The organism is Streptococcus sp. DAT741 (assembly GCF_009866825.1).
GTDB lineage: Bacteria > Bacillota > Bacilli > Lactobacillales > Streptococcaceae > Streptococcus > Streptococcus ruminantium.
In genome coordinates this window covers 1,634,309-1,655,412 of sequence record NZ_CP019557.1, presented here as the reverse complement: position 1 = coordinate 1,655,412, position 21,104 = coordinate 1,634,309, and the positions used below count along the sequence as shown (strand labels likewise).

Annotated in this window: 20 protein-coding genes; 19 read left to right on the top strand and 1 reads right to left on the bottom strand. The window is 42.3% G+C overall.

The genetic code is table 11. The annotated features are described in order from the left end of the window. Positions 1 to 95: 95 nt before the first annotated feature. From BZG42_RS07830 to alr, 5 genes are all read left to right on the top strand, one after another. Positions 96 to 2,006, top strand: a complete 1,911-nt coding sequence (locus BZG42_RS07830; RefSeq protein ID WP_155995830.1) for a sucrose-specific PTS transporter subunit IIBC — start codon at positions 96 to 98, stop codon at positions 2,004 to 2,006. Between the two features lie 186 nt (positions 2,007 to 2,192). Beyond that, positions 2,193 to 3,086 carry a fructokinase ScrK gene (gene scrK / locus BZG42_RS07825; RefSeq protein WP_024532491.1) on the top strand — a complete coding sequence of 298 codons (894 nt, stop codon included), beginning with the start codon at positions 2,193 to 2,195 and terminating at the stop codon, positions 3,084 to 3,086. A gap of 278 nt (positions 3,087 to 3,364) precedes the next feature. Further along, positions 3,365 to 5,890, top strand: a complete 2,526-nt coding sequence (secA, locus tag BZG42_RS07820) for a preprotein translocase subunit SecA (protein WP_120172105.1) — start codon at positions 3,365 to 3,367, stop codon at positions 5,888 to 5,890. Positions 5,891 to 6,087: 197 nt separating this feature from the next. Then, positions 6,088 to 6,447, top strand: a complete 360-nt coding sequence (acpS, locus tag BZG42_RS07815; RefSeq protein ID WP_024532489.1) for a holo-ACP synthase — start codon at positions 6,088 to 6,090, stop codon at positions 6,445 to 6,447. Continuing rightward, positions 6,440 to 7,543 (top strand): alanine racemase, encoded by a 1,104-nt coding sequence (alr, locus tag BZG42_RS07810; protein ID WP_155995832.1) that lies wholly within the window; start codon positions 6,440 to 6,442, stop codon positions 7,541 to 7,543. Before acpS ends, alr begins: the two co-directional genes overlap by 8 nt. Positions 7,544 to 7,816: 273 nt before the next feature. Here alr and BZG42_RS07805 read toward each other — a convergent pair whose 3' ends face one another. Next, entirely contained in the window at positions 7,817 to 9,178 is a 1,362-nt protein-coding gene (locus tag BZG42_RS07805; protein WP_155970733.1) for an aspartate kinase, read from the bottom strand. Positions 9,179 to 9,747: 569 nt separating this feature from the next. Here BZG42_RS07805 and BZG42_RS07800 point away from each other — a divergent pair. The 14 genes from BZG42_RS07800 (at position 9,748) to BZG42_RS10135 (ending at position 20,821) form a co-directional block, all read left to right on the top strand. Then, the gene (locus tag BZG42_RS07800; protein WP_024532486.1) at positions 9,748 to 10,539 is read left to right on the top strand and encodes an enoyl-CoA hydratase; all 792 of its coding nucleotides are present in this window, start codon (positions 9,748 to 9,750) and stop codon (positions 10,537 to 10,539) included. A 77-nt stretch (positions 10,540 to 10,616) separates the two neighbouring features. Continuing rightward, positions 10,617 to 11,051, top strand: a complete 435-nt coding sequence (fabT, locus tag BZG42_RS07795; protein WP_120172100.1) for a fatty acid biosynthesis transcriptional regulator FabT — start codon at positions 10,617 to 10,619, stop codon at positions 11,049 to 11,051. After that, entirely contained in the window at positions 11,048 to 12,025 is a 978-nt protein-coding gene (locus BZG42_RS07790; protein WP_024532484.1) for a beta-ketoacyl-ACP synthase III, read from the top strand. The genes fabT and BZG42_RS07790 overlap by 4 nt, the downstream gene beginning before the upstream one ends. A 61-nt stretch (positions 12,026 to 12,086) precedes the next feature. Beyond that, complete coding sequence (locus BZG42_RS07785; RefSeq protein WP_024532483.1) at positions 12,087 to 12,311, top strand: acyl carrier protein; 225 nt, start codon at positions 12,087 to 12,089, stop codon at positions 12,309 to 12,311. Positions 12,312 to 12,550: 239 nt separating this feature from the next. Then, positions 12,551 to 13,516, top strand: a complete 966-nt coding sequence (gene fabK, locus BZG42_RS07780; RefSeq protein ID WP_155995834.1) for an enoyl-[acyl-carrier-protein] reductase FabK — start codon at positions 12,551 to 12,553, stop codon at positions 13,514 to 13,516. 1 nt (position 13,517) lies between these two features. Beyond that, positions 13,518 to 14,435, top strand: a complete 918-nt coding sequence (fabD, locus tag BZG42_RS07775) for an ACP S-malonyltransferase (RefSeq protein ID WP_155995836.1) — start codon at positions 13,518 to 13,520, stop codon at positions 14,433 to 14,435. Positions 14,436 to 14,444: 9 nt separating this feature from the next. Beyond that, positions 14,445 to 15,179, top strand: a complete 735-nt coding sequence (gene fabG, locus BZG42_RS07770) for a 3-oxoacyl-[acyl-carrier-protein] reductase (RefSeq protein ID WP_155995838.1) — start codon at positions 14,445 to 14,447, stop codon at positions 15,177 to 15,179. Between the two features lie 130 nt (positions 15,180 to 15,309). Further along, the gene (gene fabF / locus BZG42_RS07765) at positions 15,310 to 16,545 is read left to right on the top strand and encodes a beta-ketoacyl-ACP synthase II (protein WP_024532479.1); all 1,236 of its coding nucleotides are present in this window, start codon (positions 15,310 to 15,312) and stop codon (positions 16,543 to 16,545) included. A gap of 1 nt (position 16,546) precedes the next feature. After that, a complete protein-coding gene (gene accB / locus BZG42_RS07760) occupies positions 16,547 to 17,020 on the top strand; it encodes an acetyl-CoA carboxylase biotin carboxyl carrier protein (protein ID WP_024532478.1) in 474 nt (157 codons plus the stop codon). Then, positions 17,017 to 17,439, top strand: a complete 423-nt coding sequence (gene fabZ / locus BZG42_RS07755) for a 3-hydroxyacyl-ACP dehydratase FabZ (protein ID WP_024532477.1) — start codon at positions 17,017 to 17,019, stop codon at positions 17,437 to 17,439. Before accB ends, fabZ begins: the two co-directional genes overlap by 4 nt. Before the next feature lie 117 nt (positions 17,440 to 17,556). Then, positions 17,557 to 18,930: an acetyl-CoA carboxylase biotin carboxylase subunit gene (locus tag BZG42_RS07750; RefSeq protein ID WP_155995840.1), complete on the top strand. Its 1,374-nt coding sequence runs from the start codon at positions 17,557 to 17,559 to the stop codon at positions 18,928 to 18,930. A gap of 14 nt (positions 18,931 to 18,944) precedes the next feature. Then, the gene (gene accD, locus BZG42_RS07745; protein ID WP_155995842.1) at positions 18,945 to 19,811 is read left to right on the top strand and encodes an acetyl-CoA carboxylase, carboxyltransferase subunit beta; all 867 of its coding nucleotides are present in this window, start codon (positions 18,945 to 18,947) and stop codon (positions 19,809 to 19,811) included. After that, entirely contained in the window at positions 19,808 to 20,581 is a 774-nt protein-coding gene (locus BZG42_RS07740) for an acetyl-CoA carboxylase carboxyl transferase subunit alpha (RefSeq protein WP_155962470.1), read from the top strand. Before accD ends, BZG42_RS07740 begins: the two co-directional genes overlap by 4 nt. Positions 20,582 to 20,647: 66 nt before the next feature. Next, on the top strand, positions 20,648 to 20,821 hold the full coding sequence (locus BZG42_RS10135) for a hypothetical protein (RefSeq protein ID WP_227985532.1): 174 nt from the start codon (positions 20,648 to 20,650) through the stop codon (positions 20,819 to 20,821). Positions 20,822 to 21,104: the final 283 nt, after the last annotated feature.

Here is a 21,104-nt window from a genome sequence, read left to right as displayed (position 1 = left end):
GTTTGACATATTTTATAAAAGTGATATAATTGAAACATCGAAAGTTTAAAAACGCTTTCAAAAAAACAAAAAGGTTAATAAGGAGATTTTGCAAGATGAATAATACAGAAATTGCAAAAAAAGTCATTGACGCTCTTGGTGGACGTGAAAATGTGCGTAGTGTTGCCCATTGTGCGACTCGTCTTCGTGTGATGGTCGTCGATGAAAGTAAAATTGATAAGGATACAGTTGAAGAAATTGAAAAAGTACAAGGTGCTTTCTTTAACTCTGGTCAATACCAAATCATCTTTGGTACAGGTACAGTAAACAAAATCTACGACGAAGTTGTAGCCTTAGGTCTTCCAACTTCATCAACTTCTGAACAAAAAGCAGAAGCTGCTAAGCAAGGAAACTGGTTCCAACGTGCGATCCGTACTTTTGGTGATGTCTTTGTTCCAATCATCCCAGTTATCGTAGCAACAGGTCTTTTCATGGGACTTCGTGGTTTGTTGACACAAGAAGCCATTATGGCAACTTTAGGTGTCAAAGAATGGAATACTGACTTCATTACTTATACTCAAATTCTAACAGACACAGCATTTATCATCTTGCCTGGTCTTGTTGTTTGGTCAACCTTCCGTGTTTTCGGTGGAAACCCCGCTGTAGGTATTGTTCTGGGGATGATGTTGGTATCTGGTTCGCTTCCAAATGCTTGGGCAGTTGCCAACGGTGGTGATGTTACAGCTCAAACTTTCTTTGGTTTCATTCCTGTAGTAGGTTTGCAAGGTTCAGTGTTGCCTGCTTTCATTATTGGTTTGCTTGGTGCAAAATTTGAAAAAGCTGTCCGTAAAGTGGTTCCAGATGTCCTTGACCTCTTGGTAACACCGTTCGTAACACTTTTGGCAATGTCAATTCTCGGACTTTTCGTGATTGGGCCAGTCTTCCACGTTGTTGAAGAGTACATCTTGGCTGGTACTAAAGCAGTTCTTTCCTTACCATTTGGTCTTGCTGGTCTTATCATTGGTGGTGTTCATCAAGTTATCGTGGTTTCAGGTGTACACCATATCTTTAACCTTCTTGAAATCCAATTGCTTGCTGAATCTAAAGCAGCGACCGGTCTCTCAGCAAACGCCTTTAATGCTATCATCACAGCGGCAATGACTGCACAAGGTGCAGCAACTGTGGCGGTTGGTGTGAAAACGAAGAATGCTAAATTGAAAGCTCTTGCTTTCCCAGCAGCTCTTTCTGCCTTCCTCGGTATTACTGAGCCAGCTATTTTCGGGGTTAACCTACGCTTCCGTAAACCATTCTTCTTGTCATTGGCAGCAGGTGCTGTAGGTGGTATGCTTGCTTCAATTCTTGGACTTCAAGGAACAGGTTCAGGCATCACAATTATCCCAGGTACTCTTCTTTATGTTAACCAGTTACCACAATATATCCTCATGGTAGCTGTGTCATTTGCTCTTGGTTTTGCCTTGACATACTTCTTTGGTTATGAAGATGAGGAAAAAGATGTAAAAAAGCCTAGTGTCCCTGTAGCAGAAACTCCAGTAACAACTGTTGCAGAAGTAGCTGAAGAAACTCTTCTATCTCCACTTTCAGGCGATGTAGTTGCGCTTGAAACTGTCAATGATCCAGTATTCTCTTCAGGTGCTATGGGGAAAGGCTTGGCTGTGAAGCCAACTGAAGGTATTGTTTATGCACCAGCAGATGCAGAAGTGACTATTGCTTTTGAAACTGGTCATGCTTATGGTTTGAAAACAGCTTCAGGTGCGGAACTCCTGATCCACATTGGTATCGATACAGTTTCGATGAATGGTGATGGTTTTGAAAAACTGGTTGCAGCCGGTAGCAAGGTAAAAGCAGGTGATCCAATCGCTAAATTTGATGCAGCTAAGATTGCGGCAGCAGGTTTGGATGACACAACGATGGTTATCGTGACAAATACAGCCGATTTTGCAGAAGTAACCCCACTTGCTCAAGGTACCATTAGCTATGGTGGAGACTTCTTGAAAGTTGTAAGATAATCTTAGGCTCTCTTTCATTTCTTATTTATCATCCTATTTAGATCGACTTGTCCAACTACGACCTGTTATCTAGTACGGAAGGTAAGATGAAAGACTAGAAAATAATTTAGAAGAGGGCTTCATGCCTTTTTCTGCTGTTTCTTTCTATGATATAAAACAAAAAGAAAAAATTGGGGAGACAATCAAATGACGAAACTATACGGTAGCTTGGAAGCTGGCGGAACAAAGTTTGTTTGTGCGGTAGGTGATGAGAACTTCCAAATTATTGAGAAAACACAATTTCCAACGACAAGTCCCTATGAGACGATTGAGCGTACGGTAGAGTTTTTTAAACGCTATGAGGAGCGTCTGGCAGGTATTGCTATCGGTTCATTTGGACCGATTGACATTGATCAAAATTCCCAGACCTACGGTTACATCACTTCGACACCAAAACCACACTGGTCTAATATTGACTTACTTGGTTTGATTGCTAAGGAATTTACTATTCCATTTTACTTTACGACGGATGTAAATTCTTCTGCCTTCGGTGAAGCCTTGGTGCGTAAAGGTGTGAACAGTCTAGTTTACTACACAATTGGTACAGGAATTGGTGCAGGCGCTATACAAAATGGAGAATTTATCGGAGGAATGGGGCACACAGAAGCAGGTCATACCTACGTAGCCCTTCACCCCTATGATGTTAAACATGAATTTAATGGTGTTTGTCCATTCCACAAGGGATGTCTGGAAGGGATGGCAGCAGGTCCATCCCTTGAGGGACGTACAGGTATCCGTGGTGAAATGATTGAACTCAATTCAGATGTATGGGATGTGCAAGCTTATTACATTGCTCAAGCAGCGGTGCAAGCGACCCTCCTTTATCGCCCTCAAGTCATTGTATTTGGTGGTGGCGTGATGGCGCAAGAACATATGCTGAATCGTGTCCGCACGAAATTTGTTGGCTTGATGAATAACTATCTACCAATCCCAGATGTAAAGGAATATATTGTTACTCCAGCCGTTGCTGAGAATGGTTCTGCTACTCTCGGTAACTTTGCCTTGGCAAAACAAGTTGCTGAAAGGATGAATAGAATCTGATTTTAAGCCAGCCTGTGAAGTTGATAAAGTGAAGGAAGTTAGGGATGAATTGTTCCCTGACTTTTTTGTTTTATACGAGGAAACGAATATTGGAATTCAAAGTTTATATTGTCGATCAGATGAGAGTAAAAAGTAGAGTACGCTTCTTTCCCCCCCATTCTAGTTAATTCATCGTACTTTTATCTAAGAATAACATGTATCCTAATGCCAAACCTTGAAAATTGCCTCGTTTTCTGCTACAATATATTATTGACTAAAACTGAAATAGGATGAAATGTATGGTAACAAATGTACTTCGTTCTCTCGTTGAAAATGATAAGGGAGAGCTGAGAAAACTAGAAAAAATGGCAGACAAGGTCTTATCGTATGCCGATAAAATGGAAGCCTTGACTGATGAACAACTACAAGCTAAGACAGCAGAATTTAAAGAACGCTATCACAATGGTGAGTCCTTGGACGATCTCTTGTATGAAGCTTACGCGGTAGTACGTGAGGGAGCTAGACGTGTGCTAGGACTCTACCCATATAAAGTTCAGGTTATGGGAGGAATTGTTCTTCACAATGGGGATGTTCCAGAAATGCGTACAGGTGAAGGTAAGACTTTGACTGCAACTATGCCCGTGTACTTGAATGCCTTGTCTGGTCAAGGGGTGCATGTAGTAACGGTTAACGAATATCTATCTACTCGTGATGCGACCGAGATGGGTGAATTGTACTCATGGCTAGGACTATCCGTTGGTATTAACTTGGCTGCCAAGTCACCATTAGAAAAGCGTGAAGCCTACAACTGTGATATTACTTACTCGACCAACTCAGAAATTGGTTTTGATTATCTCCGTGATAATATGGTCGTTCGCGCCGAGGATATGGTGCAACGTCCTCTCAACTACGCTTTGGTCGATGAGGTAGACTCTATCTTGATTGATGAAGCTCGTACCCCTTTGATTGTATCGGGAGCACAGGGATCAGAAACCAACCAACTGTATTTCTTGGCAGATAATCTAGTTAAGTCCTTGGCGACAGAAGATTACATTATTGATGTTCCTTCTAAGACAATCAGTTTGTCTGACTCAGGTATCGACAAGGCAGAAAAGTTTTTCAAGCTTGATAATCTCTATGATATTGAAAATGTAGCGATTACTCACTTCTTGGATAACGCCCTTCGTGCTAACTATATCATGACCTATGATGTAGACTACTTGGTAAATGAAGACCAAGAGGTAATGATTATCGATCCATTTACAGGTCGTACTATGGAAGGTCGTCGCTATTCTGATGGACTCCACCAAGCAATCGAAGCCAAAGAGGGAGTTCCGGTTCAGAATGAGTCTAAGACAAGCGCCTCCATCACCTACCAAAATCTTTTCCGTATGTACAAGAAGTTAGCTGGGATGACTGGTACCGGTAAGACGGAAGAAGAAGAGTTTCGTGAAATTTACAACATTCGTGTTGTACCAATTCCAACCAACCGTCCGATTGCCCGTATTGACCATGAAGATTTACTTTATCCAAATTTGGAATACAAGTTTAATGCAGTTATCGCAGATGTGAAGAGACGCTATGAAAAGGGGCAACCTGTTCTAGTTGGTACAGTAGCTGTTGAAACTTCTGATTTGATTTCACGCAAACTGGTAGCTGCTGGCGTTCCTCACGAGGTCTTGAACGCAAAAAACCACTATCGTGAAGCACAAATTATCATGAATGCAGGTCAGCGTGGTGCTGTGACGATTGCGACCAACATGGCTGGACGTGGTACAGACATCAAGCTGGGGCCTGGTGTACGTGAGCTTGGTGGTCTATGTGTTATCGGTACAGAGCGCCATGAAAGTCGTCGTATTGACAATCAGCTTCGTGGTCGTTCGGGTCGTCAAGGTGATCCAGGTGAGTCGCAATTCTACCTATCCCTTGAAGATGACTTGATGAAGCGCTTTGGTTCAGAGCGAATCAAGGTATTTATGGAACGAATGAACTTGACAGAAGAAGAATCTGTTATCAAGTCTAAAATGTTGACACGTCAGGTTGAGTCAGCTCAGAAGCGTGTTGAAGGAAATAACTATGACTCACGTAAACAAGTCCTTCAATATGATGATGTGATGCGTGAACAGCGTGAAATTATCTATCGTCAGCGCCAAGACGTTATTACAGCAGATCGTGATTTGGCTCCTGAAATTAAGTCTATGATTAAACGGACAATCGAACGTCAGGTAGAGAGTCATTTCCTCAGCTCAAAAGCAGAAGCGGTTGAAGGAATTATCAAATTTGCTCATGCAACCTTGGTTGAAGATGATACGTTAAGTGTGGAGGCCTTTGAAGCACTCAATCAGAAAGAAATCATCGAAGAATTGTATCAACGTGCTTTGAAAGTCTACGATTCACAAGTTAAGAAGCTCCGTGATGAAGAACGTGTACGTGAATTTCAAAAAGTTCTCATTCTTCGTGTTGTGGATAACAAGTGGACAGATCATATTGATGCCTTGGATCAATTGCGTAATGCAGTCAGTCTTCGTGGTTATGCTCAAAACAACCCAATTGTTGAGTACCAATCAGAAGCCTTTATGATGTTTAATGACATGATTGGGGCAATCGAGTTTGAAGTGACTCGTCTGATGATGAAGGCGCAAATTCACGACAATATCGAACGTGAACGTGCAAGCCAAGAGGCTCATACCACAGCTGTTAAGAATATTATGCCGGCTCAGTCTAAGACTGTTCAGGAGAATGTATCTTTTGAGGGTGTGGAGCGAAACAATCCTTGTCCATGCCAGTCTGGTAAGAAATTTAAAAATTGTCACGGCCGCAAATAGGAATGACAAAAGGACTGGACGGCTATCCAGTCCTTTTCCAGTTGCTCTCTTGTAAGTATGCTGTTGATTTGCTTGATTTCAGATATTGTCTGTATAAAAATGTGCAATCAACTATATAGTTGTGACACTTTGTGAGTGATGTAGTGATGGATTGCCTTCATTTTGCAGAGTATAAAGTAATAAAAGGAGACCTATCAATGATAGTAGGACATGGAATAGATCTTCAGGAAATAGATGCTATCGACCGCGCCAGACTCAGGCATACAGAGTTTCCAAAAAAGATTCTCACAGAAAGAGAATTGGAGAGGTACCAAAGTTTGCACGGTCGCCGTCAGTTAGAATATTTAGCTGGTCGTTGGGTAGCAAAGGAAGCATTTTCTAAGGCTTGGGGAACAGGCATTGGAAAGTTAGGATTTCAAGATATTGAAGTTTTAAATACTAGCAAGGGAGTTCCTTATATAGCAAAAAGTCCCTTTAATGGGCAAATTTGGATCAGTATTAGTCATTCGGGAAATTTTGTACAAGCCAGTGTCATTTTGGAGGAGAAAGATGATTGAAAGTGAACATCGACCCACACGGGTTCGAGTTAATTTGGACGCCATTGCAGGAAATTTAGAACAAGTCATGACGAACCTACCACCTAAAACGGAAGCTTTTGCAGTAGTGAAGGCAAATGCCTACGGTCATGGAGCTGTCGCTGTAGCGAAAAAGCTCTCAAATCAAGTGGCTGGTTTCTGTGTATCAAATTTAGATGAGGCTTTAGAATTACGTCAGGCAGGTATTGAGCACCCCATACTTATTTTAGGTGTGGTGCCTGTACGATTTTTGTCCCTTGCTCATCAACTGAATATTAGCATCACAGTTGCAAGTCTAGCATGGCTGGAAGAGACGAAGCAGTTAGAGTTAGATCTATCAGGACTGACTGTTCATTTAAAGATTGATACAGGGATGGGGCGGATTGGTTTTAGAAGTGTAGAAGAACTGCTACAGGCTATAGACTTGTTAGATGAGTTGCAGTACGATATTGAAGGCATCTTTACCCATTTTGCAACGGCTGATGAAGTGGAACAGGCTCATTTTCATCAGCAGCTATCTAAGTTTAAAGATTACCTAGCCGCTATTCCCTTCACTCCTCGCTGGATACATGCAAGTAATTCGGCAGCAAGTATTTGGCATGCGGAGACGGTTTTTAATCTGGTCCGTTTGGGGGATATTCTCTACGGTTTAAATCCAAGCGGTCGGATCTTAGAACTTCCTTTTGAAGTGCAGCCGGCTCTGGCACTGGTTTCGGAGATTATTCATATCAAGCAGATTGAAGTTGGTACAACGATTGGTTATGGGGGGACTTATGAGAGTCAAGAACCAGAATGGATTGCCACAGTTCCGATTGGCTATGCAGATGGTTTAGTTCGCAATTTACAAGGCTACTGTGTCCTAGTTGATGGTCAACGCTGTGAGATTGTAGGGCGCGTTTCAATGGACCAAATCACTATCCGCTTGCCTCAAGCCTATCCTTTAGGGCAACCGGTTACTCTTATTGGTCAAGATGGAAATTCTACCATATCTGTTCAAGATTGGGCTGATTATATAGGCACCATAAACTATGAAGTGGTTTGTCTCCTGACGGATCGCTTACCACGAATGTTTGAGTAGCTATAAAATGGACTGGAAATAAAAAGATGGTTATGAAAAGCCCCACGTATAAAGTAGTATATAACTTTTTATACTATCCATTATAAGTGAAGTGGTTTTTCTATAACAACTTTCTTTTACTACCAACCCTCATAATCCGATACATAAAGAAAAAACGAACAATACCTGGTTTTATGGTTCTTAAAACCTATGGTATTATCCGTTTTTTTTTTTTAATATTTTAGGAGCAGTCTCCTTCTAGTTCAGTTTTATTGATGGAAGCTCTATAAGCTCTTAGTTTTTAGTGAAAAAGGCTTTGTAAAGAGCATGTAGGGCACGTTCTTTCTCCTCAGTCTTGACAACGAACATAACAGAAACTTCACTTGCTCCTTGGGAAATCATAGCTAAGTTAACATTCTGTTTGGAGAGGGCAGTTGTGGCAGTGGCGGTTACGCCGACATGGCTCTTCATGTTTTCGCCAACAATCATGATGATAGAGAGATCATGTTCGATTTCTGCCTTATCAACTTCCAACTTTGTCTTGAGCTGACGAAGAATTTCTTCTTCTTTTATAGGAGTTAGTTCGCGCTCACGAAGGACGATAGATAGATCATCAATACCGGTTGGCATATGTTCCCAACGGATATTTAACTCTTCGAGAATTTGAAGGACCTTGCGACCAAAGCCAACTTCACGGTTCATCAAGTACTTAGACATGTTGATGCTGACGAAGTTATCATCAGCAGCTATACCGACAACAGGTACAGTTTTCTCAGTATCTGAATGTTTATGGACAACCTGAGTACCGGGGTGGCTTGGATTGTTGGTATTTTTTATGACTAGGGGGATACGACCTCGGTAGGCAGGTAGAAGTGCCTCGTCGTGGAGAACAGAAAATCCTGCATAGGCTAGTTCTCGCATTTCACGATAAGTTAGTTCCTTGATGGAATGAGGCTTGTTGATAATTCCTGGATGGGCAACGAAGATGCCATCTACATCTGTAAAGTTTTCATAGAGATCAGCTTTTACTCCAGCAGCAACGATAGAACCTGTGATGTCTGAACCACCACGAGAGAAGGTACAGATTTCATTGTTTACAGTGACGCCAAAGAAGCCTGGAATGATGAGAACCTCGTCTGCATTGCGAAGTTCTTCAATCTTATCATAACTGGAAGGAAGAATACGAGCATTTCCCGGTTCGGAACTGACGATAATACCAGCCTTTTTGGGATGTGTATAGCGAGCTGATAGGCCCTTATGGGTAAAATATTCAGCAATCAATTTGGCGTTATTATCTTCACCAGCAGCTAAAAATGAGTCATAAAGAAATTCGTTGTCATCAATTGGAAGAGTTGCTAAGGAAATGATACTGTCAGTGATTTTCTTCATGCTTTTGGCAGCGAAGCCCAGTTCATCAACCATGGCTTGGTAGCGGTTGATAATCCATTCTTGACTGGCTGTAACATCTTTACCGCTGACGTACTCTTTGTAGTACTTGATTAAAGCGTCGGTAACCTTAGTATCTTTTGCATTGCGCTTTCCAGGAGCAGATACAACAACGAAACGACGTTCAGGATCCGATTGAACAATGTTGAATACCTTTTCCAACTGACTTGCAGAAGCTAGTGAGCTTCCGCCAAATTTGACAACTTTCATTCCTATCTCCTTGGACATTTTTTTCTATTATAGCAGAATGAGGAGGAATTGTCAGTATGTTCAGATAGGTGTTTTTGAGAATAGTACTAAAAAACGAATGAAATTTTACGCTATTTTCAGAAAGCGAGCAGCATTTTTGTGAAATTTGACGATAAAGAAGTGAAAGTATGACGAAAACCATTATTATAGCGGAGATAGTGTGAGATATAAAACTTATGTTATTTTCATCATTTAAGTCAAGATTTTGTTCATAAAGATGTGGAATCGGAGTTTTTGTCAGTTGCAGGAAAAATTCGGTTATAGGATAGAGAGTATTTTGGAGGTACAGGCATAGAGTGGTTGAGTAGCTCTGTATTTTTCGAGTGAGTTGGCAGTAGTTGCTATTGAGACTGTTTCCAAGATCACTATATCTTTAAAGATAAGATTACTCCTGCTAGTTTTTCGGATGTCACACTTTATATTTTGGAAAAGAGTGACAATTCTAAAAATTATGTTACAATGGAAGACAAAGATTTGAAGTTTGAAGTTCAAATATTTTAATGTTCAAACTATTTTGAAAGGAGGCTTGTATGACTTACCAAACAATTCGCTATGAAGTAATTGAGTCGCTAGCTATTTTAACCTTGAATCGACCTGAAGTGGCGAATGGTTTCAATATTTCCATGTGTAGGGAAATATTGGAGGTGATTGACCTTGTAGAACGTGACGCTTCCGTCAAAATGCTGCAAATTCAGGCTCAAGGATCAGTTTTCTCAGTCGGAGGAGACTTAGTGGAGATGAAAAGAGCTGTTGATGAAGATGATATTGTCTCCTTGGTAAAAATAGCAGAGCTGGTGAATGATATTTCTTTTGCTATCAAAAAGTTGCCTAAGATTGTGCTCATGGTGACAGATGGGGCAGTAGCAGGGGCAGCAGCTAACATGGCTGTTGCGGCTGATTTTGTCATCTCATCTAGTAGAACAAAATTTATCCAAGCTTTTGTTGGTGTCGGGCTAGCCCCAGATGCAGGAGGACTGTTTCTCCTTAGTCGTGCTATTGGGGTTAATCGAGCTACTCAATTAGCCATGACTGGTGAAGGGTTATCGGCTGATAAAGCACTTGAGTATGGAATTGTTTATAAGTTAGCCGAACCGGAAAAACTAGATAGAACAGTTGCTCAAGTCGTAAAGAAGCTTTTGCGTGGTTCAATAAACTCTTACGCTGCCATCAAGCAACTGTCTTGGGAGGCGCAATTCAAAGATTGGGAGTCCTATCGTCAATTGGAATTGGACGTGCAAGAGACTTTGGCTTTCAAAGAAGACTTCAAAGAGGGCGTTCGAGCCCACGCGGAGCGACGTCGACCCATCTTTACTGGTAGCTAATTATATAGTAGAAAAAAATTTGACAATTTGGGGTCTGATGGTTTATACTTTGGCTATCAAAAAGAAGGAGCCCTATTTTGCAAGACCCAGTAGTAAATGAATACTTAACGGCTATTTTTAACAATGTGTTGGTGATTGAGGAAACAACTCTACGCGGTAGCCGATTTAAAGATATTTCTATAAAGGAAGTTCATACCATTGATGTGATAGGTAATATTGACGGTGCGACACCGACCGATATTGCTCGTGCTTTAATGGTGACTCTGGGTACTGTAACAAGCAGCCTTAATAATTTGGAACGTAAGGGATACATTGAGCGCATCCGTTCGATTAAGGATAAGCGTGTTATCCATCTATACTTGACAAAGAAAGGCCGTTTGGTCTATCGTCTACACCAGCGTTTCCATAATGAGATGGTCAAGCAGATTACAGATGGTATGGATAAAACAGAGTACGAGGCTATGAAAAGAGGACTCGTTAAGCTCTATTGCTTCTTGGAGGATTTGAAATGAGAACCTATGCTAAAATCAGTCAGGTGGCCCACTATCTTCCTGAGAAGATTGTGACCAATGATGATTTGGCTCAACTGATGGATACTAGCGATGATTGGATTCGTAGTCGCACAGGTATCCGACAAAGACATGTTGTTATTGAGGAAACAACTAGTGACTTGGCTAGTCAGGTGGCTAGGCAGTTATTGGAGAAAGCTCAATTAGATGCTAATGACATCGACTTTATTATCTTAGCGACCATTACCCCAGATTCTTCTATGCCATCAACAGCAGCCTTAGTTCAGGAGAAAATTGGAGCTAAGCGAGCTTTTGCTTATGATCTTGTTGCAGCTTGCTCTGGATTTGTCTTTGGACTGTCTACGGCTGAAAAGTTGATTGCATCAGGAGTTTATAAGAGAGGAATTGTCCTTGGAGCTGAAGTTCTGTCAAAAGCGGTTGATTGGTCCGATCGTTCAACTGCGGTTTTATTTGGGGATGGCGCAGGAGGTGTTTTGTTGGAAGCGAGCACTCACCCTAGTTTTTTGTCAGAAATCTTGCGGACAGACGGAGGCCGAGGGGCTAGTTTGACAGCAGGTATTCATCAAGAGGGAACGCCTTTTTCCCCTAAATCATTCCATGAACCTCATATTAGGATGGAAGGACGATCTATCTTCGAGTTTGCAACCAGAGATGTCACAGCAACAATGGCGGAGCTATTGGATCAGTATGGAATGTCAGCCGGACAAGTAGACTATTTCCTACTCCATCAAGCGAACATCCGTATATTGGATAAGATGGCTAAAAAATTGGGAGTTAACCGAGACAAATTCCCTGCTAATATGGATAAGTATGGTAATACCAGTGCAGCGAGTCTACCTATCCTTCTGTCGGAATGTGTAGAAGAAGGTGTACTGCGTTTAGATGGCAGTCAGACCGTTGTTATGACTGGTTTTGGTGGAGGTCTCACATGGGGAACTCTACTCTTACAACTTTAGTTAATTCTTTGCCATAGGCAAGATTAAAATATTTATTTTTTAAAAAAAGGAGACACATATCATGGCAGTATTTGAAAAAGTACAAGAAATCATCGTTGAAGAGTTGGGCAAGGAAGCTGAGGAAGTGACCCTTGCGACCACGTTTGAAGATTTAGATGCAGATTCATTGGATCTTTTCCAAGTTATCTCTGAAATTGAAGACGCATTTGATATTCAAATTGATACAGAAGAGGATTTGACAACTGTTGGCGATTTGGTTGCTTACGTTGAAGAAAAAACAAAATAATACTCTCTAAAAATCAACTGTTATGACATGGCTACTGGTTAGTTAGGTTGGCTAATAGTTGATTGAATAATGAGTGACTGATATGAAAAATGCTCAAGGGCGTTTTTCATAAGATAGATACTTTGATAGTCAAAACATTAAATATGCAAAGTATTTAAAGTGAGGGCTGAGGCTCTCACTTGTTTAGCTAATAATTTGATATTCAAATGATTAGTTAAGCAAGAAAGAACGAGGGAACGATGAAAACTAAAATAACAGAATTACTCAATATTGATTATCCAATTCTCCAAGGAGGTATGGCTTGGGTAGCGGATGGTGATTTAGCTGGTGCGGTATCAAATGCAGGTGGTTTAGGAATTATTGGCGGTGGGAATGCCCCTAAAGAGGTCGTTAAAGCCAACATTGATAAGGTTAAATCAATAACAGATAAACCATTCGGTGTGAACATCATGCTTTTATCACCGTTTGCGGATGATATTGTGGATTTGGTTATTGAAGAAGGTGTAAAAGTTGTAACGACTGGTGCGGGAAATCCTGGTAAATACATGGAGCGTCTGCATGCGGCAGGAATTACAGTCATCCCTGTTGTACCGAGTGTGGCGCTTGCTAAACGCATGGAACGACTGGGTGTTGATGCTGTTATTGCAGAAGGAATGGAAGCCGGTGGGCATATTGGGAAGTTGACAACTATGACTCTGGTTCGTCAGGTCGTTGAAGCGATCTCTATTCCTGTCATTGCTGCTGGTGGTATTGCAGATGGTGCAGGAGCAGCTGCGGCCTTCATGTTGGGAGCAGAAGCGGTTCAGGTAGGGACTCGTTTCGTGGTAGCTACGGAGTCCAATGCTCACCAAGCGTACAAGGATAAGATTCTAAAGGCTAAGGATATTGATACAACCGTCTCTGCTTCTATCGTTGGACACCCAGTCCGTGCTATAAAAAACAAGCTTTCCTCGGCTTATGCAGCTGCTGAGAAAGAGTTCTTAGCAGGGAAAATTCCTGTGGAGGCGATTGAAGAATTGGGGGCGGGAGCGCTTCGCAATGCGGTAGTAGATGGTGATGTTATCAATGGGTCTGTCATGGCTGGACAAATCGCTGGTTTGGTATCCAAGGAAGAAACGTGTGAAGAGATTTTGAAGGACATTTACTATGGTGCTGCAACTATCATTCGAAAACAAGCTAATCGCTGGGCTTTAATGGGTGAGTAGGATGGCAAAAATAGGCTTTTTATTTGCAGGTCAGGGTGCACAAACAGTGGGTATGGCTCGTGACCTGTATGAAAATTATCCAATTGTTCGAGAAACCTTTGATACAGCTAGTCATGTCTTGGGATACGATATTCGAGATTTGATTGATCATCAGGAAGAAAAACTCAATCAGACCCGCTATACTCAACCTGCAATTTTAACAACCTCCATTGCTATTTATCGTATCTTAGCTGAGCATGGGATTGAGCCAGACATGGTTGCTGGTCTATCCCTAGGTGAGTATTCAGCCTTGGTGGCAGCAGGCGTTCTTTCTTTTGAAGATGCAGTCGGTTTGGTTGCCAAACGAGGTGAGTATATGGAGACTGCTGCGCCGGCTGGTACTGGTAAGATGGTTGCTGTCCTCAATGCAGATGCTCATTTGATTGAGCAAGTTTGTTCGACAGTTACCTCTGGTATTGTTTCTCCAGCCAACTATAATACACCTGCTCAAATCGTAATCGGTGGAGAGGTAGCTGCGGTTGATGAAGCAGTAGAAGCGCTAAAAGAAGCAGGAGTAAAACGAATGATCCCCCTCAATGTATCTGGACCCTTCCATACTGCACTTTTGAAATCGGCTTCTGAAAAATTGGCTCAAGCATTAGAGCAGGTTGAGTTTTCAGATTTTCAGGTGGAGTTGGTTGGAAATACAGAAGCCAAGGTTATGAGAAAAGAAGAGATCAACTCTCTCTTGACTCGTCAGGTGATGGAGCCTGTTCGCTTCTATGAGTCTATTGGGACTATGCAAGCTGCTGGTGTGACAAAGTTTATCGAAATCGGGCCAGGGAAGGTCTTATCCGGTTTCATCAAGAAAATTGATAAGGCTGCGGATGTCGTAACAGTTGAAGATACAATTAGCCTACAGGCATTACTAAATAAATAAGGAGAAATCATGGAACTTACTAATAAAAATGTTTTTGTAACTGGCTCAAGTCGTGGTATCGGCTTAGCTATTGCTCATAAATTTGCAAGTTTAGGAGCTAATGTTGTTCTAAACGGTCGTGGGCAACTGGGACAAGATATCCTAGATGGTTTTGCGAACTATGGAGTGAAAGTCGTTGCTATTTCTGGTGACATTTCTAGCAGTGCGGATGCAAAGCGCATGGTAGCAGAAGCGGTTGAAGTCCTAGGGAGCGTGGATATTTTGGTGAATAATGCAGGGGTTACCAAGGATAGTATGGCTCTTCGCATGACAGAGGAAGATTTTGACAGTGTTCTCAAAATCAATTTGACAGGAACCTTTAATATGACACAGGCTGTCTTGAAGCCAATGACGAAGGCACGTGAAGGGGCTATCATCAATATCTCCAGTGTATCTGGTCTGGTTGGGAATGCCGGACAGGCCAACTATTCTGCTTCAAAAGCAGGTGTGATTGGTTTCACAAAAGCGATTGCCCGTGAAGTTGCTGGTCGCAATGTTCGCGTTAATGCAATTGCTCCAGGTTTTATCCAGTCAGATATGACAGATGTCTTATCGGATAAGATTAAAGAAACTATGACAGCGCAGATTCCTATGAAGCGCTTTGGTTTAACAGAAGAAGTAGCCGATGTTGCAGTTTTTCTTGCTAAGCAAGAATACCTAACTGGACAGGTGATCGCCGTAGACGGTGGTCTGACGATGCAATAATCTATACTCTGCGAAAATCAAAACTATAGATGTAGGTTAGCTTTGATGATTCTTACTTTATCTGTGCTTAGTTTTCCCGTCTATTTTGACGTTTCTTGAGTATCTAGTTCTTCCTTAGAAAGGATTTGAAATGACAAAAATAAATCGTGTAGTGGTAACAGGCTACGGTCTGACGTCTCCAATCGGTCACACCCCAGACGAGTTCTGGAATAGTTTAAAGACAGGGCAAATTGGTATTGGAAAGATTACCAAATTTGATACGAGTGAATACAGTGTGCATAATGCAGCGGAATTGAAGGACTTCCCTTTTGATAAATACTTTGTTAAAAAGGATACCAACCGTTATGATAACTATTCTCTCTATGCCCTTTATGCAGCAAAAGAAGCGGTTACGAATGCTCAATTAGATACAGAAACTGTGGATAGCGATCGTTTTGGTGTTATTTTATCAACAGGTATTGGTGGTATTTTAGAAATTGAAGAGCAGGTTGCGCGGATGAACGAAAAGGGACCCAAACGTATTCGTCCCATGGCTCTTCCGAAGGCCCTGCCAAATATGGCTGCTGGTAATATTGCTATGCAGGTTGGTGCAAACGGTATCTGTAAGTGCGTCATCACTGCTTGCGCTTCTTCTAATAATGCTATAGGTGAGGCTTTCCGGGAAATTAAATTTGGTTTCCAAGATGTGATTTTAGCGGGTGGAGCAGAAGCAGCCATTACACCATTTGCAATCGGTGGTTTCCAAGCTTTGACAGCTTTATCTACGACAGAAGATCCCACACGAGCATCTATCCCATTTGACAAGGAACGCAATGGTTTTGTCATGGGTGAAGGGGCCGCTGTCTTGGTGCTAGAGAGCCTGGAGCATGCAGAAGCACGTGGGGCAACTATTCTAGCAGAAATCGTTGGATATGGAAATACCTGCGATGCCTACCACATGACTTCTCCTAATCCAGAAGGTTTGGGGGCAATCAAAGCGATGAAATTGGCTGTATCTGAGGCAGGTCTTGAACCATCTGACATTGATTATATCAATGCGCATGGAACCTCCACACTTGCCAATGAAAAAGGCGAGAGTCAGGCAATCGTGTCAGTGTTTGGCACAAAGACACCCGTTTCTTCTACAAAGTCCTTTACAGGTCATCTACTGGGAGCTGCTGGTGCTATTGAAGCTGTTGCGGTGATTGAGTCTATGCGTCATTCTTACATACCAAAGACAGCGGGGACGACAGAGTTGTCCGAAGACATTGAGGCAGATATTGTTTATGGTCAAGGTCGTGAGCTAGAAATTCGTCACGCTCTTTCAAATACATTTGGTTTTGGAGGTCACAACTCGGTTATCGCCTTCAAGCGCTGGGAGGGTTAATGTGAATATTACAGAAATCAAAGACTTGATGAGTCAGTTTGATCAATCCAGTTTGCGTGAATTTTCGTATGTCAATGCTGAGGAAAATCTGTATTTCAGTAAAAATCATATTTCAGCTTCAACAAGCACTCCCACTGCTGAAGCTACTGTTGCTCCAGTGATGGCAGCTTCGACACCAGTGCAGACTACGAATAATGCTCCAGAGGTTGCCATGGAAACTAATATAGCCCCGGCTGCAGAAGGGACCGTTGTTGAAAGTCCATTGGTTGGTGTCGCTTATCTGTCTCCAGCACCAGATAAACCTACCTTTGTAGCAGTAGGTGATACGGTTAAAAAAGGTCAGACACTTATGATTATCGAAGCGATGAAGGTTATGAATGAAGTGCCAGCAGACCGCGATGGTGTGGTAACAGAAATTCTAGTTGCCAACCAAGATGTTGTTGAATTTGGACAAGGATTGGTACGTATCAAATGATTGATATTTTAAAAATAAAAGAAGCACTTCCTCATCGTTATCCTATGCTCTTGGTTGATCGGGTACTTGAAGTATCAGAGGATGAGATTGTAGCTCTCAAAAATGTAACCATCAATGAACCATTTTTTAATGGACATTTTCCGACTTATCCTGTTATGCCCGGGGTTCTCATTATGGAGGCTTTGGCACAGACAGCGGGGGTATTGGAGTTGTCCAAGGAAGAAAACAAGGGCAAATTAGTTTTCTATGCAGGTATGGACAAGGTTAAGTTTAAAAAACAAGTTGTTCCGGGAGATCAACTGATTATGACAGCCAAATTTGTCAAACGTCGTGGAACGATTGCGGTCGTTGAGGCTAAAGCAGAGGTAGATGGGAAATTGGCTGCTTCTGGGACGTTGACCTTTGCTATTGCTGATTAAGCCTAGCTGGTTCATTGGTATTGTCGTCTGCTATTTCCTACCTTGATAGCTTTCTCACTTTCTGGTTTGGAATAGTAAAATAAGTGACTATACCATTCAAAAAAGGAGTTTGGTTTCATGTTTGAAAAGATTTTAATTGCCAATCGTGGTGAAATTGCGGTGCGAATTATTCGCGCAGCAAGAGAGTTAGGAATTGCTACTGTGGCTGTTTACTCGGAGGCTGATAAGGAAGCTCTTCATACCATGTTGGCGGATGAAGCAGTTTGTATTGGACCTGCACGCTCAGTGGATTCCTATCTCAATATGCAGGCTGTTATCTCAGCTGCTGTTGTGACTGGAGCGCAAGCTATTCATCCAGGATTTGGATTTTTGAGTGAAAATTCCAAATTTGCAACTCTTTGTGAAGAAGTGGGAATCAAATTTATCGGCCCGTCAAGTAATATTATGGATACCATGGGGGATAAAATCAATGCTCGTACGGAAATGATAAAGGCACAGGTGCCTGTTATTCCCGGGTCGGATGGAGAAGTTCTAACCAGCCAAGAAGCCCTTGAGATTGCAGAGAAGATTGGCTATCCTGTCATGCTTAAGGCTTCAGCAGGAGGAGGGGGAAAAGGGATTCGGAAGGTGGAAAAAGCCGAAGATCTTGTTCCGGCTTTTGAATCTGCTTCTCATGAGGCCAAGGCAGCTTTCGGTAATGGTGCTATGTATATGGAGCGAGTGGTTTACCCAGCTCGTCATATTGAGGTGCAAATTTTAGCAGACCAGCACGGTCATGTAATTCATTTAGGTGAGCGAGATTGCTCCTTACAGCGCAATAATCAGAAGGTCTTAGAAGAAGCGCCATCCATTGCTATTGGTCAGACCATGAGGGAGCGTATCGGACAAGCTGCGGTTCGAGCAGCTCGGTCGGTTGGCTATGAAAATGCGGGAACTATTGAGTTTTTGTTGGATGAAACTAGCGGAGAGTTTTACTTCATGGAAATGAATACGCGGGTGCAGGTCGAGCATCCCGTAACAGAGTTTGTAACTGGTGTGGATATTGTCAAGGAGCAAATCAAGATTGCAGCAGGGCAAGCACTCAGCGTTTGTCAGGAAGATGTGGTGATTAGAGGGCATGCGATGGAATGCCGCATTAACGCTGAAAACCCTGCCTTTCATTTTGCTCCAAGTCCGGGAAAAATTTCCAATCTCTACCTGCCAAGTGGAGGAGTAGGTTTGCGTGTTGATTCAGCAGTTTATCCCGGTTATACCATTCCACCTTACTATGATTCTATGATCGCCAAGGTGATTGTGCATGGAGAAAATCGTTTTGAAGCTCTCATGAAAATGCAGCGTGCTCTATATGAGCTGGAAATTGATGGTGTAGTTACCAATACGGATTTCCAGTTGGATTTGATTTCTGACAAACGTGTGGTAGCAGGTGATTATGATACAGCCTATTTGATGGAGGAATTCTTACCTCGCTACCAAGAAGAATTAAAGAAATAAACTAGGAGAAAATGATGGCTTTGTTTCGTAAAAAGGACAAATATATCCGCATCAACCCGAATCGTTCACGGATAGAAACGGCAGTTCAAACAAAGCCGGAGGTGCCAGATGAGCTTTTTTCTAAATGCCCTTCCTGTAAGGACATTTTGTATAAGAAGGATTTGGGACCGGAGAAGATTTGTCATCATTGTTCTTACAATTTTCGGATTACAGCTCAGGAACGCCTATCTTTAACAGTGGATGAGGACTCTTTTGAGGAGTTGTTTACAGGTATAGAGACAACAAATCCACTGAGTTTCCCTAATTACTTAGAAAAATTAGCTGAAAACCGTGAGAAGACAGGACTGGATGAAGCTGTTCTAACAGGACTAGCAAGAATTGGAGGACAAAAGGTTGCGCTTGGGATTATGGATTCTAATTTTATCATGGCTTCAATGGGAACGGTGGTTGGAGAAAAGATTACTCGCCTTTTTGAATTAGCTATCGCAGAGCAGCTTCCAGTCGTCCTCTTCACAGCTTCTGGTGGTGCCCGTATGCAGGAAGGGATTATGAGCTTGATGCAGATGGCAAAAATTTCTGCGGCTGTCAAACGTCATTCCAATGCCGGTCTTTTTTACCTAACTGTTTTGACAGACCCAACAACAGGTGGAGTGACTGCTAGCTTTGCAATGGAGGGAGACATCATTTTAGCAGAACCACAGACTCTGATTGGTTTTGCTGGTCGGCGCGTGATTGAGTCTACGGTCAGAGAAACTCTGCCAGATGATTTCCAACGAGCTGAATTTTTGCAAGCGCATGGTTTTATTGATGCTATTGTTAAACGTCAGGATTTACCAACTACGATTGGCAAGTTGCTTAGAATTCATGGAGGTAGCAAATGACTAGTGATGTCGCACGCATGATACGCTTGGCAAGAGATCAGGCTCGCTTGACAACTTTAGACTATGCCACGCAATTATTTGATGATTTCATGGAGCTGCATGGTGATCGCAATTTTCGTGATGATGGAGCGATTGTCGGTGGTGTCGGTTTTTTAGAAGGCCAGCCAGTGACGGTCATCGGTATCCAAAAAGGGAAGAACCTACAAGAAAATCTCAAAAGAAATTTTGGTCAACCTCATCCGGAAGGTTATCGAAAGGCGCTTCGCCTCATGAAGCAGGCAGAAAAGTTTGGTCGTCCTGTTATTACCTTTATCAATACTGCGGGAGCCTATCCAGGTGTGGGTGCAGAGGAGCGTGGACAAGGTGAAGCCATCGCTCGTAATCTCATGGAAATGAGTGATCTCAAGGTGCCTATCATTGCTATTATCATTGGAGAAGGTGGCTCAGGAGGAGCCCTTGCTTTGGCAGTAGCTGATCAGGTCTGGATGTTAGAAAATTCGATGTACGCGGTTCTTAGTCCCGAAGGTTTCGCCTCTATTCTATGGAAAGATGGCAGTCGAGCTATGGAAGCTGCTGAACTTATGAAAATCACTTCCTACGAACTAGAGAAACTCCAAGTAGTTGATCGGGTAATTCAGGAAAATGGCAGAGCTGTTAAGGAAGTCTTGGCAGACATCAAGAAACATCTGCTGAGTCAGTTGGCTCACCTACAAACCCTACCATTAGAGCAATTATTGGAAAATCGTTATCAAAGATTTAGAAAATACTAGGATATTGCCTAGTGTTTTTTGCTAGATTTGATACAATAGATAGAATAGCTTTTAGGGGGGGCTATTATGTTAGTAGCGGCAACTGTATCAGATACAGAAGAGTTATTGTCCATTCAACACCGTGTCTTTGGGTCCCTGTATGAAACCTATCGGGACCAATACAATCCTGCCATCGAAAGTCTGGATTGTTTCCAGTTGCGTTTTGCACGACCAAATTGCAAAGTATTACAAGGTTGTTGAAGAAGGGAGAACAGTTGGATTAGCGCGAACAACAGTCGCTGAACATGCCGAGCGGGGCTAGATGGGACTGATTGGAATTAATCCAGCCTACAGAAGAAGAGTTTTTTGTCACAAGGCTATGTTAGAATTAGAGGACCTTTATCCGACAGTAAAACGTTAGGTGCTGTGTACGGTCTTGCAGGAAGCAAGGATTAGTCGCTTTCTATGAAAATCTCAGCTATAAGGCCATCAAAACAGAGCCTGAACGAGAAGGCATGGGTATGGTCTATATGGAGAAACAGCT